The 15,588-nt window shown below is 34.2% G+C and carries 8 protein-coding genes; all 8 read left to right on the top strand.

Annotated elements, in window-relative coordinates:
- The first annotated feature begins 376 nt into the window (after positions 1 to 376).
- The 8 genes from JOC75_RS09605 (at position 377) to JOC75_RS09570 (ending at position 15,315) form a co-directional block, all read left to right on the top strand.
- On the top strand, positions 377 to 3,220 hold the full coding sequence (locus JOC75_RS09605) for a glycoside hydrolase family 3 protein (protein ID WP_204953839.1): 2,844 nt from the start codon (positions 377 to 379) through the stop codon (positions 3,218 to 3,220).
- A gap of 255 nt (positions 3,221 to 3,475) precedes the next feature.
- On the top strand, positions 3,476 to 5,824 hold the full coding sequence (locus JOC75_RS09600) for a glycoside hydrolase family 95 protein (RefSeq protein WP_204953838.1): 2,349 nt from the start codon (positions 3,476 to 3,478) through the stop codon (positions 5,822 to 5,824).
- Between the two features lie 26 nt (positions 5,825 to 5,850).
- Positions 5,851 to 7,884: a beta-galactosidase gene (locus tag JOC75_RS09595; protein WP_204953837.1), complete on the top strand. Its 2,034-nt coding sequence runs from the start codon at positions 5,851 to 5,853 to the stop codon at positions 7,882 to 7,884.
- Positions 7,885 to 8,006: 122 nt separating this feature from the next.
- A complete protein-coding gene (locus JOC75_RS09590) occupies positions 8,007 to 9,794 on the top strand; it encodes a sensor histidine kinase (RefSeq protein WP_204953836.1) in 1,788 nt (595 codons plus the stop codon).
- The gene (locus JOC75_RS09585) at positions 9,787 to 11,334 is read left to right on the top strand and encodes a response regulator transcription factor (protein ID WP_204953835.1); all 1,548 of its coding nucleotides are present in this window, start codon (positions 9,787 to 9,789) and stop codon (positions 11,332 to 11,334) included. The genes JOC75_RS09590 and JOC75_RS09585 overlap by 8 nt, the downstream gene beginning before the upstream one ends.
- 311 nt (positions 11,335 to 11,645) lie before the next feature.
- The gene (locus JOC75_RS09580) at positions 11,646 to 12,608 is read left to right on the top strand and encodes an ABC transporter permease (protein WP_338036577.1); all 963 of its coding nucleotides are present in this window, start codon (positions 11,646 to 11,648) and stop codon (positions 12,606 to 12,608) included.
- Positions 12,609 to 12,623: 15 nt separating this feature from the next.
- On the top strand, positions 12,624 to 13,538 hold the full coding sequence (locus tag JOC75_RS09575) for a carbohydrate ABC transporter permease (RefSeq protein ID WP_204953833.1): 915 nt from the start codon (positions 12,624 to 12,626) through the stop codon (positions 13,536 to 13,538).
- Positions 13,539 to 13,653: 115 nt separating this feature from the next.
- Positions 13,654 to 15,315, top strand: a complete 1,662-nt coding sequence (locus tag JOC75_RS09570) for an ABC transporter substrate-binding protein (RefSeq protein WP_204953832.1) — start codon at positions 13,654 to 13,656, stop codon at positions 15,313 to 15,315.
- The last annotated feature ends 273 nt before the right edge of the window (positions 15,316 to 15,588 follow it).

The raw sequence follows: 15,588 nt of genomic DNA, 5'->3' as shown, positions 1-15,588 counted from the left end.
GGTCATATTCTAAGAAGAAAAGATCCACAAGACGTTATACAGTACAGTTTTCTTCATATGACTATAAGAAATAAAGTTTACGAAAACAGCTCTTTATAAAGAGATTAAAGTGTCGGTCGCCATAGAAAAACTATTTTCATAATAATTCCAATTAAATGGAGCTATTATATCATAATAAAGTAGAAACATTACAGGTGTCAAAGCTGATTTAAAGTCATTGATTATCTCTAAATTAGAATGGATTATTTCTATAATAATTAGGGTGTTTAAGGGGAAGGAAAGAATGATAAAGTTAAGAGAGCGTTTACATTAGAGTTGTGTAATTGCTTCATAAATAGGTATTAAATAATAAATACATAGTGAGGATGAGAATTATATGGAAAAAATAGCCGAAAAAAAGAGTTGCAAATTTCCTTTTCAAAATCCCAATCTACCATTAGAAACAAGAGTTAATGATCTTACCTCAAGATTCACATTAGAAGAAAAGGTTCATTTAATGTGTCAATATCAGCCGGCTATTGAACGCTTGGAAATAAATGCTCATAAACAAGGTACTGAAGCTGCTCATGGCATGGCTTGGTTAGGTAAAGCAACAACTTTTCCGCAGACAATCGGATTAGCTTGCACATGGAATCAGGAATTAATGAAAGAAATTGGAGATGTCATAAGTACTGAGGCTAGAGCTTTTTATAAGAAAAATCCAGAGATAAATGGATTAACTTTATGGGCACCTACAGTTGATATGGAAAGAGATCCGCGGTGGGGAAGAACGGAAGAAGCTTATGGCGAGGATCCCTATTTAACAGGGAAGCTAACATCATCTCTTGTTAAAGGTATTCAGGGTGACCATCCGTTTTTCTTCAAAGCTGTCGCAACATTAAAGCACTTCTTAGCAAACAATAATGAAATTGATCGTGGAAGCTGTTCAGCTAGTATTGATCCGAGAAATATGTATGAATATTATTTGAAAGCTTTTGAACTGCCTTTTAAAGAAGGTGGTGCCAACTCTATGATGACAGCATATAATTCTATCAATGGTACGCCAGCTATTCTTCACCCTTATGTAAAGGAAATCGTTAAAGAGCAATGGGGAATGAATGGATTTGTTGTAAGTGATGCAGCAGATTTATTAGGAGTTGTACGTGATCATGAGTATTATGAACACCATTCTCAATCGGTGGCTGATGCAATTAAAAATGGAATTGACAGCATGACAGATGATTTTGATGAAACAACCAAAGCAATTTTTGAAGCGTTAGAAAAGAATTTAATAAATGAAAATGATTTAGATCAAGCATTACGAAATACATTCAGGGTTCGTTTTCGTTTAGGAGAATTTGATCCAATTGAAAATAACCCATACTCAGCTATACCTGAATCAATTATTTGTGATCCAAAACACGCTGAGGTTTCATCTCAAGCAGCTAAGGAATCTATTGTACTATTAAAAAATGAAAACAATATATTGCCTTTAAATAAGGAAAAGTTAAACAAGGTATCAGTCATAGGACCGTTAGGAAATATTGTCTATCGAGATTGGTATTCAGGAGATTTCCCATATTCTATTACACCTTATGATGGTATAAAAAATAAGCTAGAAGGTAAACAGGTAACATTCCATAGTGGAAATGATAAGGTTATTTTAAGGAAAGCTAGTAAATTTATTGGTTTAGGAATGGATGAAAATAATCCTCTACTAGCAAATAAGCTGAAGAAAGAACATGCAGCAAGGTTTGAGCTTTCAGATTGGGGATGGGGAAGTCATACAGTCCGTTCACTAGATAATGGTAAGTACGTAACAAGTGCAGATGATAAAACCATAGCGGCTTCTGCTGATGAAATATATGGGTGGTTTGTAAAAGAAGTTCTCCACTTACAACCAGAAGGCCAAAACAAATTTAAACTATCAACTTGGAATAATCAAGCAGTTGTTGAAGACGAAGATGGAAATCTAAAGATATCTGAAGACACAGATGTTACTAATTCTGTTTTACTTGAAAAAGAAATAATTGAAAATGGAATGGAAGAAGCCATTAAAGCGGCAAAGGAATCTGATGTAGCCATTGTATTTGTCGGAAATAATCCTGTTGTTAATGGCAAGGAAGAAATGGATCGCCCAGATATTTCTTTAGCTGAAGCACAGGAACAACTTATTAAAGAAGTATATAAAGTGAATCCAAATACAATTGTAGTCGTTATTGGAAGCTATCCATTTGCAATTAATTGGGTAGATGAGAATATTCCTGGCATTATCTATACCTCACATGCAGGTCAAGAGTTAGGAAATGCGATAAGTGATGTTTTATTTGGAGACTATAATCCTGCCGGTCGTTTAAATATGACATGGTACCGCTCTGTAGATCAATTACCTAATATATTTGACTACGATATTATTAAAGGCAAACGAACGTATATGTATTTTGAAGGTGAAGAATTATACCCATTTGGTCACGGGAAATCTTATGCCAATTTTGAATATAGCGATTTTAGAGTTAGTGAAAATGAAATTAATGAGCATGATGAGATAACTGTAACAGTAAAGCTGAAAAACAATAGCACATATGCAGGTGATGAGGTTGTCCAGCTATACTTCCGTTCATTACAATCTCGATTCAAAAGACCACATAAACAACTAATTGGCTTTAAACGAATCTTTATTGAAGCAGGAGAAACAAAAGAAGTAGAACTGGAAGTAAAAGCAAGTGAATTAGCAGTTTGGGATGTTACTAGAGATAAGTATTGTGTTGAAACTGGAGAATATGTGTTGATGATTGGTCAATCATCAGCGGATATCCAGTTACAAGAAACACTTAAGGTTAATGGTGAGGTTATTCCTCCACGTAATTTGTATATCAATACACAAGCAGAAAACTATGATGATTATCAGGATATAGTGATCAACGAGTGCAAAGAAGGTGGGCATTCAGTTCAAACAAAAGACGGATCTTGGATGATGTACAGCGATGTAGATTTTAGTAAAGGCATACAATCTATTGAAGCTCGTGTATCAAATAACTCAGAACAAACTAAGATTGATATCCATCTTGAACATCCTCAAGGGGGAAAAATCGGTGAAATTGTTGTTAGTAATACAGGAGACAGACAAAATTGGCATACCGTAACGGGAGCTGTTCAACTCAAAGAATCTATTGAACATACTAAGGTTTATTTTGTTTGTAAGGGTGAAGTATTAATAAGTTATTTCCGTTTCATTGCGTAGTCATAGTAAGGGTGTTTTGTATAACTTGAAAAGGTCAGGCTGGCAGTTGGTGCTAACTGACCTTTTTTTCGAAGAGCTATTATCGTAAACTACGTTGTTTTTTAGCACTGAAGTAAACAACACTATATAAGTCTAGTGGCATCTTTTCTTCTAGAATCGTTCCTTTTATGAGAAAAAAAACACTATTGCTAGTAGATTGAGATCAATTAGCAATAATCTTTCAGAAAAGAGCCTTTGGAAAAATGGGGTGAAATGATGGGGAATCCTAATAAAAAGGATTTGAAATTATGGTATAAAGTTCCTGCAGCAAAGTGGGAGGAAGCACTGCCTTTAGGAAATGGTCGATTAGGAGCAATGATTTTTGGAGATGCAAAGTATGAAAAAATTCAATTGAATGAAGATACATTGTGGTCAGGGGAACCAGGTCAAAAAATCAATAAAGAGGCTAAACATACTTTAGAAAAAGCAAGAGAGCTTATCTTTAAAGGGAAAAATGTTGAAGCTGAACAGCTAATAGAAAAGAAGATGGTTGGAGAAGATTGTGAAGCTTATCAGCCTCTAGGTGATGTAATTATTGAACATATAAACGAAGGAGATGTGAAAAATTTCCGGCGTGAACTAGATTTACAAACAGCTGTTGCACGAACGGAATATAAGATAAGTGGTGTTGCCTATAGAAGAGAAACCTTTGTTAGTCACCCAGACCAGGTTCTAGTAGTAAGGTTAAAGGCCTTGGGTCAAGAATCCTTTCCTATTCGTTTAAAAATTCACCTGAATTCATTACATCCTCATGTGATTAAAGAAGGGAAAGATAAGTCTCTCATTTTGAGTGGGAAAAGTCCTATTTCCGTAAAAAATCCTGGTGAAATCTTATATGATGATCATCGTGGCTTAAAATTTCAAGTTCATATACAAGGGCAGTCGCAAAATGGTGAATGGTCTATTTCAGATGGGGCTCTTGAGATATCCGGTGAAAATGAAGTGATGTTACTACTAACAGCGAAAACGAATTTTACAAACTTTAATGAGGTGCCACAATCGGATTTATCATCTATTGAAACTCTATGCCAGAATATCCTTTTCAACGCAAAAAATAAGGGATATGAAAAATTAAAAAATTTCCATATTAATGATTACCAGAGTTTGTTTAATCGAGTTTCTCTCTCATTAGATACTGAGCCAGACTATGAAGAACTTCCTACAAATGAAAGGCTAGAAAACTATAAAAACAGACAAGATGATTTTTCACTTGAAGCATTGTATTTTCAATATGGTCGTTATTTATTAATTTCCTCATCAAGACCTGGCACTCAGGCAGCAAATCTTCAAGGAATTTGGAATCCGTTTATTCAGCCTCCATGGAATAGTGATTATACAACGAATATAAATACGGAAATGAATTATTGGATAGCAGAAGTTTGTAACTTAACAGAATGCCACGATCCTCTTTTTGATTTAATAGAAGATTTGAGCATTACAGGTAAAAGTACTGCAAAAGAATTATATGGTGCGAGAGGCTTTGCCATTCACCATAATGTTGATTTATGGAGGATGTCTACACCATCTTCAGGTCAGGCTTCTTGGGCTTTTTGGCCAATGGCAGGAGTATGGCTGGCAAGTCATTTATGGGAGCATTATCTGTTTACACTCGATCATGCATTCTTAGAAGAAAAAGCTTATCCATTAATGAAAGATGCTGCTCAATTTTGCTTGGATTGGTTAATAGAAGGACCTGATGGATATCTAGTAACAAACCCTTCCACATCACCGGAAAATAAATTTCTCACCGATGATGATCAACCAACAGCTGTATCTTATGCTTCCACAATGGATATGACGTTAATTAAAGAGTTATTTCAAAATTGCATACAGAGTTGCAAACAATTAACTATTGAAGATGACTTCCTTGAAGAACTGTCAGGTGCTATAGAACGTTTAGTACCATTCAAAATAAACAAAGATGGACGATTGCAAGAATGGATAGAGAATTTCGCGGAGCATGAACCTGGTCATCGACATGTATCACATTTATATGGACTTTACCCAGGCAATCAAATTAATAGCAATCAAACTCCAAACTTAGTTGAAGCTGCAAGAAATTCCTTAACATATCGCTTAGAACATGGTGGAGGACACACAGGTTGGAGCTGTGCATGGCTCATCAATTTATTTGCTCGCCTTCAGGATGAACATAATGCACATTTCTATTTGCAAACTCTATTAGCACGATCAACTCATCCTAATTTATTTGGTGATCATCCACCTTTCCAAATTGATGGTAATTTTGGTGGGACATCTGGAATGGCTGAAATGTTGGTTCAAAGCCATTTAGGTGAAATTGAATTACTACCTGCATTACCTGCTGCTTGGAAAAATGGCAGGGTAAGCGGATTAAAAGCAAGAGGAGGGTTTGAAGTAAATATTGAATGGGCTGATGGGAAACTAAAAATAGCTGAAATAATGTCTACTAAACAAAACAATGTAAGGGTTTCCTATAAAAATAAATTATTAAAGATTGAAACGCAAGAAGTAACCTTTGTTACGACAAATCAAGTAAAAGTAGAAAGTAATTCAAAAATAAAAGTTTCATTAGTTGATGAATAAAATAAAAGTGAATAGGAGGAAATAGAATGATTAGTACAAAAATACCGAAAATGATTTATGGTGGAGATTATAATCCAGAACAATATGACCGTGAAACGATGAATGAAGATATGAGAATGTTTAAAAGCGCAAAAATTGATTTTGTCCGAGTGAATATTTTTGCATGGGCAAAGTCTCAGAAGGATGAAGTTTCTTATGATTTTCAATGGCTAGATTTAGTAATTGATACGTTATATGAAAATGGAATCAAAGTTGGAATTGGAACAGGTACAGCTGCTCATCCAGCATGGCTTGCAAAGAAGTATCCTGATATTCTTCGTACTGAATTTGACGGAAAGAAACGGAAATTTGGAGGAAGACATAATTCATGTCCAAATAGTCTTACCTATCAAAAATATGCTTCATTATTTGTGAAGAAACTTGTTGAACGCTATCAAAAGCACCCTGCTGTACTTCTTTGGAATATTTCAAATGAATGGGGTGGCGCTTGCTATTGTGAAAATTGTGAGAAAGCCTTCCGTGTTTGGCTTAAAGAAAAATACCGTACATTAGATCATGTGAATAAAGCTTGGAATACAACGTTTTGGGGACATACGTTTTATGATTGGGACGAGATTGTCACACCAAACCTTCTTAGTGAGCATTTTGGTGAAAGACACACAATGTTCCAAGGAATTTCATTAGATTATGCACGGTTTAATTCTGATAGTATGTTACAATGCCATAAAATGGAGTATGATATCATTAAGAAATCTATACCAGATACAATTGTAACAACAAATATAATGGGTGCTTATAAACCACTAGACTATCAAAAGTGGGCCCCATATATGGATGTCATCGCATGGGATAATTATCCTTCTATTGAAACACCTACTAGCTATACAGCGATGATGCATGACTTGATGCGAGGTTTGAAAAATGGAGAACCGTTTATGTTAATGGAGCAAACACCAAGTCAGCAAAATTGGCAGCCATATAATGCCTTAAAACGTCCTGGTGTCATGCGTTTGTGGAGCTATCAAGCAGTTGCCCATGGCGCTGATACAGTATTGTTTTTTCAAATGAGACGTTCAAGGGGAGCGTGTGAAAAATTCCATGGTGCGGTTATTGATCATGTTGGCCATGAACATACAAGAGTTTTCAAAGAAGTAGCGGAGCTTGGAGAAGAACTTGACCAATTATCTGATACTCTATTAAATTCAAGAGTGCAATCAAAAGTAGCGATTGTGTTTGATTGGGATAACTGGTGGGCGGTTGAATACTCGTCAGGTCCATCCATATCTTTGAAATATGTAGATGAAGTTCATAAATACTATAAGGCCTTGTTTGATCAAAATATTCAGGTAGATATGATCGGTGTTGAAGAGGATCTAAGTCAGTATGAAGTTGTAATCGCCCCTGTTTTATACATGGTTAAGCCAGGATATTCAAAGAAGATTGAAGATTTTGTAGAAAAAGGTGGTACATTTTTAACCACTTTCCTTAGCGGAATTGTGGATGAAAATGATCTGGTCACTTTGGGCGGTTATCCTGGTGAATTGCGTCATGTACTTGGAATATGGTCAGAGGAAATCGATGCACTTGCTCCAGAGCATACAAATACAATTGTCATGAAAAAAGAATATGGACTTTTAAAGGAATTGTATACTTGCTCTTTATTATTCGATCTTATTCACTCAGAGGGTGCAGAGGTCATTGCCACCTATGGAGAGGATTTTTATCAGGGCCGACCAGTTGTAACGAAGAATAATTTTGGTAAAGGGCAAGCATGGTATGTTGCATCAAGTCCTGATGATGCTTTTTTACAAGGACTAATAAACGAAATGATTAACGAAAAAGAAATAAGAAATGATTTCTCAGGGAATGAGCCTGGTGTTGAAATAACAAAACGTATAAAAGGCGATAAAACCTACGTATTTGTTTTAAATCATAATAGTGATGCTGTTCATATTGAACTTCCTTCTGTAACTGGTTTAAATTTGTTAACCGGAGAAGAGGTTATTCAAACAATTGAATTAGCTTCTTATGATGTAGCAATTATCGAGCAGAGGAACTGACTATAAAGAGGCTAACTTTTTACAGCCTCTTTATCTCCCAATCTTGTTATCGTTATTCCTAAATATTAAATGACAAACAAAAATTAAAGCGTTTACATTGTGGATCTTGGCGGTGGTATTTTATGAATCGTATAAAAAATTATTTTAATAATATGAAGCTTCATTCAAAGCTAGTATTTTCCTTTGTAATAGCCGTTATTATTCCACTGTTAATAGTTGGAAGCTTTTTAACCCATGAATTAAGATCAAATGCCCTCACCGATGCAAAAGAGCAAGTATCTTCTGATTTAGAAAGAGTAAAAAAGCGTACTGCCGAGACGTTAGAGAAGGCGATATATGTATCAAATAATTTAACATTAGATCATGAACTTAAAGAAATCCTAAATACGGAATATAAAACGATTCAAGAAGTTGTTTCTACATATAATAGCTATCATAAATTTGAAGAGTATCTTGATACATTTAGTGAAATTTCAAATATACGTGTTTACACAAAGAATGAAACAATGTTAAATAATTGGAGATTTATTCCGGAGATATTTATAGAAGATAAATTTTGGTATCACTCAGCCAAAAATACTAATGGATTGATAGGCTGGTATTATATACAAGATGAAACTAAATATAATGAAAAATACTTAAGTCTAGTTAGAAATATAAATTATACCGATTATAAACTCAATGCTCTTTTAGTAATTAATGTGAACAATAATCACCTATACGATATGCTCAGTCAAGAACGAACACCGGTTATGATTATCGATGATAATAACTATATTGCTGTTTCAAACCGTAAAGAATTTATTGGCAAAAAGTTAAATGAAGTTGTAAATATTGATCTCCCTCCTAATGAATGGTCAGGTTCTATTACTGGGATGGTTGATGGAGAGGAATCTGAGGTTCTAGTTGACATTTTATTGCCTGAAATTAGTTCAAATAAACTTAGATTTGTCTCTGTTATACCTCAGAAAGTTATTATGGAGGATGCGAATAAATTTCTCGGTCTAGGATTGATTGTCATTGTCATTAGTTTAATTATTGCGATCCTATTAATCTCTTTTTTCTCAAAACTTCTATCAAAAAGAATTCTTAAATTAGGGGAACAGATTGATATTGTGTCTGAAGGAAATTTAAACGTATACATACAAGTTGATGGGGAGGATGAGATCGGACTATTATCTTATCAATTAAATTACATGGTTAAAAATATTAAAGAGTTAATAGACGAAGTAGATAAGGCTCACAGAAGAAATAATATCCTTGAAAAGCGTCAACAGGAAATTAAGTTGAAAATGATGGCGAGTCAAATTAACCCGCATTTTCTTTTTAATGCGTTAGAATCTATCAGAATGAAAGCTCATATGAAGGGTGAAAAAGAAATCGCAGGTGTTGTTAAGTTGCTAGGGAAATTGATGAGAAAAAGCATTTCGGTTACAGGTGAAATGGTCACGCTACAAAGTGAAATTGAATTGGTTACGTGTTATTTAGAAATTCAAAAATTCCGTTATGGTAATCGTTTATCTTACTCATTAACTATTGATCCTTTGTCTGAGGGGATTTATATTCATCCTCTTATCATTCAACCTCTTGTAGAAAATAGTGTTCTTCATGGTCTCGAAGATAAATCACTTGAGGGACGAGTAGAAATTATAACAAAGGTTATTGATGATGAATTACATGTGTGCGTGTCTGATAATGGAAATGGCATTGCTGAGGAAAAGTTACGATCCATAAATAATGCATTAGAAAATATAGAAGATAATAGAGCAAATAGAATTGGGTTAGTCAATGTTCATCAAAGACTTATACTTACGTTTGGGAAACAAAGTGGCTTAACAATAAAAAGCCAACCTAATATTGGGACAGAGGTTGCATTTGTCATACCAGTAAGGGGGAGTGAACATGTATAACGTATTAATTATTGATGATGAACCGATGATTCGAGAAGGTTTAAGAACATTAATTCCTTGGGAAGATTTGGGTTACCAGATAGTAGATACAGCAAAAGATGGTCAAGAGGGTTGGGAAAAATATAAGAAAAATGAAATTCATTTAATACTTGCGGATATTCGAATGCCGAGAATGGATGGTATAACACTTATTGAAACCATTAGACAAGATGATGATCATGTACAATTCCTTGTGTTAAGTGGTTATGCCGATTTTTCCTATGCACAAAAGGCAATCAGGCAAAATGTGACTGGTTATTTATTAAAACCAGTTGAAGAAGATGAATTGATTCGATATGTAAAAGGAATCAAGAAAAATCTAGATCAAAAACAAACTTTTAACGAACAAAAAGATAAAAGCTTGCAAGAAGATAGACATGCCTTCTTTAAGGAAATGATTGAAACTTGTGAAAATGACACAGTTCATAATTTAAATGAAGATATAATTAAACTAGATTTACAAGCAAATAATTATCAGTTAGTGCTGATGAAATTTTTAGATCATACAAATTTAGATCTTGAAGAGATTAGATTACTCTTATCACAAGAAATTGAAGAAACTTGGGGATATTTGTTCAGTAGAGACCAATATCTTTGTATTGTATTAAAAGACATAAGACCTAACCTTGTTCATTATAACGAGTTGTATGATTTAGTAAAAAATCATGTGAAGAATATTAATATCGTGATGTCTGTAAGTAAAGTTTTTACAGTAATTAGTGAGTTAGGTAATGAATTTAGGAAAACCAAAAAGATACTTGATGATCAATTTTATTATAAAGATTCTAAATTTCTTAGATCAGATTCAGAGCGATTTCTTATCCCTAACAATCTACCAAACTATGAAACACAATCACATGAGTTTTCAATCCATTCTTTTACTGAAAGGATATATTTTGCTCTTGAGGCATTTAATGATCAGGCACTTAAGAGTGTTTTAATGGAAGCTGCTCAAACAATGATTGATAGAAACTATTCGGAGGAGCAAATAAAAACAAGTTTTATTCGCTTACTATCAATGGTACTTAATAAATGCTTAGTGAATAAACAAGAGCTAAGTGAGACGGTCTCAGATATAACAGCAGATCTTCATAAAATAAATGACAAGACTTCTATAGGTGTACTATTAGATTATATTTATGACTTACTTTTAAAAGTAATATCAAGTCAAAATATTGGTGACCAAGAAGGTCAATTAGTAAAGCTTGTGGATTTTATCCATCGCAACTATCATGAAACATTAAAGTTAGAGACTCTAGCAAAGATATTTGATTATAATAGTGCATATTTAGGGAAAATTTTCAAAAATCATACTGGCGAATATTTTAATACTTATCTAGATAAGGTCCGTATGGAAAATGCAAAAAAATTATTAACTGATGGTATGAAGGTTTATCAGGTAGCAGAAAAGGTTGGCTATTCTAATGTCGATTATTTTCATAATAAATTTAAAAAATATGTTGGTATGTCTCCAAGTAAGTTCAGAAGAAAAACACCTTAACGTACACGATTTTTTCGTTGTACGTTTTTTATGCATGATGATTAGCGTTGTTTTCGTAAACTTTGTTGCTTTTAGTCAAAGGAACTGTATAAAGTCTAGTGGTCTTTTCTTCTTTGAATAGTACCTTATATATGTTGAAACATTGTTACTAAAAGGAAATTAGGTTAATTAGCAACAATCCTTTTAGAAAACAGCCTTGATGAAAGATCTAATATATGAAAAATTTATATGATTTTTGTGTTAATTTATTAGGTATTTTATATCTTATGTATGCGCTATCATTAGCTTATAAGTAAGAAGGGGGGATCATCATTAAAACAGTTACTAGCAGTAAAAAAGAAGCTGTAATTATTCAAACTCAGAAAAGAAGCTTTTGGAAAACCTTAGTTCAACAAAAATACTTATATATGATGGCTGTTCCTTTTGTCATCTTAGTCATTGTTTTTAATTATCTCCCATTATGGGGATGGACAATGGCATTTCAAAATTATAAGCCGGGTCTATCCCTTTTTCAGCAAGAATGGGTTGGATTTGAGCATTTTATTGAATTATTTTCAGATGATCGGTTTTATCGGGCACTAAGAAATACATTAGCGATGAGTCTTCTTGGACTAACCATCGGTTTTGTGATGCCAATTATTTTTGCTGTCCTCTTAAATGAAGTGCGAGTAAATTTGTTTAAACGAACAGTTCAGACAATAACATATCTACCCCATTTTGTATCTTGGGTTGTCGTTGCCGGTATCGTGACAAAAATGCTCTCAACAGACGGTGGAGTAATCAATGATTTGTTAGTAGGAATGGGTGTAGTAGACAAACCCTTCCAATTCATGGCAGAAGGATCATATTTCTGGGGAATTGTTGTAGCATCTGATATTTGGAAAGAGATGGGATGGAATGCAATCATTTTCCTTGCAGCTATGTCAGGCATTGATTCACAGCTCTATGAAGCCGCTAAGGTAGACGGTGCTGGCCGGATAAGGCAGATATGGCATATCACATTACCAGGAATACGACCAACCATTCTCGTTCTATTAATCTTAAATATTGGACACTTAACAAGCATTGGTTTTGAGAAGCAATTGCTACTCGGAAATAACTTAGTTGTTGATTATGCAGAAGTACTAGATTTATATGCATTGAATTACGGAATTGGGTTAGGTCGTTTCTCATACGGTACAGCGATTGGCATATTTAATTCAGTAGTAAGTATTATTCTACTTTTTGTGGCAAATGGAATTTTCAAGAAATATTCCAACTCCAGTGTAATGTAAGGAGGACTGATAAAAATGCGAAGAAACAAGTCACTTAGTAAAACAAATGGAACAGATCGCCTATTTGATTGGTTTATCTATATTTATTTAATCCTTATCTCGATCGTTACTCTGTATCCCTTTTTAAACGTATTAGCCATTTCATTCAATGAATCTATTGATACAGTAAGAGGTGGTATTCATATTTGGCCAAGATCATTTACGTTAGACAATTATATAGAAATATTCAAATATGATAACCTGATCACAGGTTTTATAAACTCGACTACCCGAACCATTATTGGAACAATCCTAGGTGTTATCTCGTCAGCAATGGTAGCATACACGCTTAGTAGAGCTGATTTTCAAGGTCGGAAATTATTCTCAACGATCATTGTACTAACTATGTATTTCTCAGGTGGATTAATTCCTGGATACATGTTAATAAGAGATTTGGGATTAATAAATAGCTATATGGTTTACATTCTTCCAGGCCTTGTAAATGCGTTTAATATTATTATTGTACGTTCGTTTATTGATGGAATTCCATATGCACTCCAAGAGTCAGCGAAAATTGATGGAGCAAATGACTTTATGATTTTTTGGAAAATTATCATGCCTCTATGTAAACCAGTTCTCGCGACGATTGCACTTTTTGTTGCTGTTATGCACTGGAATTCTTGGTTTGATACCTATTTATATAACAGCATGAACGAAAATTTAACAACACTACAATATGAGTTAATGAAAATTCTGCAAAATACATCAGTGGGTAGTACAGATCCAAATGCAATGAAGGGAATGACAGCAGACCAATTAAAAACCTTTGTTTCTCCCGAATCAATTAAAATGGCTATATCAGTTGTAACGATTGTTCCAATTTTAGTCGTCTATCCATTTGTTCAAAAATATTTTGTTCAAGGAATGACACTTGGAGCTGTTAAAAGTTAATTAGTTGTGGTCACATTTATTAAAATTGTAGGAGGTGATCCAACTAACTAGGTGGGAGATTAGTAGATTTGATTTCTGTTCTATGTAAAGAATTTTAAACAAGGGGGATTAAAACATGAAAAAGAATGTTAGCAAAATTATTTTGTTTATGGCATTAAGTTTTGTTCTAATCATATCAGGTTGTAGCAATAAGACAGGAAATGAAGCTGAAAAGAATAAAGATGGACTTACAGAGCTTACTCTATTTAGTGCAGATCCACATACACAATGGGATAATATGGAAAGTCCTGTAAGTAAGGTTGTGAAAGAAAAAACAGGTGTTACGTTGAATCCTGAGTTTGATGTAAATGGTGGAACTCAAAAAATTGCTTTAATGATTGCAAGTGGAGAATATCCTGATCTTGTTGCTCCAAAAGCTGAGGCAGGGAAATTAGTTGAAGCAGGTGCACTTATTGATCTCACCGATCTAATTGAAGAACATGCTCCTAACTTGAAAAAAGTATATGGTGATTACATGAATCGTCTAAAGTGGAGCAGTGAGGAAGAGTCAATTTTCATTTTACCTACATCTCCTGTAGATACAGAGTATTTTAAGCCTAGCCATGGTGTGGGATTACAGCATGCAGTTGTAAAAGAACTTGGATATCCTGAAATTAATACGTTAAAGGATTTTGAAAGCGCTATTAAAGAATATAAAGAAAAGGTTCCAGAAGTAAATGGGCAATCTACAATCGGTTTATCACTATTAGCAGATGACTGGCGCATTATGATTTCGACGACAAATCCAGCTTTCTGGTCAACTGGTGTATCTGATGATGGAGAATACTATATTGACCCAGAAACGTATGAAGCAATATTCCATTACAAGCGTCCAGAAGAGAAAGAGTACTTCCGTTGGTTAAACCATATGAATGACGAAGGATTACTTGATCCAGAAAGCTTTGTTCAAAAATACGATCAATATTTAGCTAAATTATCTTCAGGACGCGTTTTAGGGATTATTGATGATGATTGGGAATTCGATGAAGCACAACGTGCATTACGTGAACAAGGTCAGCAAGAGAGAATGTATGGATTATATCCTGCAACATTGGAAAAAGGTATGAAGCATGCGAACTTTCAAAGTACTGGTTATTTAGCTGGCTGGGGTATTGGTATTACCACTGATTGTGAAGATCCGGTAGCAGCAATTAAATTCTTAGATTATCTAGCTTCTGACGAAGGTCAAATTCTTCAAAACTGGGGAATTGAAGGAGAACACTACACAATTGAAGATGGTAAACGTGTTATCTCTGATGAAGAAATGAATAAAAGAAACAACAATGCTAACTATGTAAAAGAAACTGGTATAGGTGTATTAAAAGGTTTTGCGCCTGCATATGGAGATGGTGTCGTTGATTCTAATGGTCAAACATATACAATTGCTTCTCCACAACAAATAAAAGATGCTTATACAGATATAGAAAAAGAGGTTTTATCAAACTATGGTGTTGAAATGTGGAAGGAATTATATCCACAGGAAGATGAGTTCCCTGTAAAACCTTGGGGTGTATCCTTTAATATTCAAGTTCCAGGTGATTCAGAATTAGTGCTTATTGAACAAAAGGTACTAGATATCGTGAAGAAACGTATACCTGAAGCAATTCTAGCAAAACCATCTGACTTTGATAAGCTTTATGATAATTTCTTGAAAGAAATTGATGAAGCTGGTGCAAAAGAAGCTGAAGCAATGAGAACTGATTTAATTAAAGAAAGAGTAGAACTTTGGAATAACTAATATTAACCTTGAAGTCGTTTTTAAGACAATTATAAAAGAGACCCGAATTCACTTTTGGGTCTTTTTTAAAGATATTAAACATGTCAAAGTGCTTCAAATATTATTTGAAAAGGATATGTTAAAGTTTAATGTTGATTTTTAGCACTTTGTTGATTGGAGTTGAATATATGAGACGCCTGCTTAGAGAAGCGTGTCAAAGGGAGACCCCACGACCCCACAGGCGCGCAGCTTACGAGGAGGCTCCCGGACCGCCCGCGGAAAGCGAATGCCTGT

Origin of the sequence: Metabacillus crassostreae (genome assembly GCF_016908395.1) — a bacterium.
Classification (GTDB): domain Bacteria; phylum Bacillota; class Bacilli; order Bacillales; family Bacillaceae; genus Metabacillus; species Metabacillus crassostreae.
Note: the sequence above shows the minus strand (reverse complement) of the source record. Positions and strands in the feature narration are given on the sequence as shown.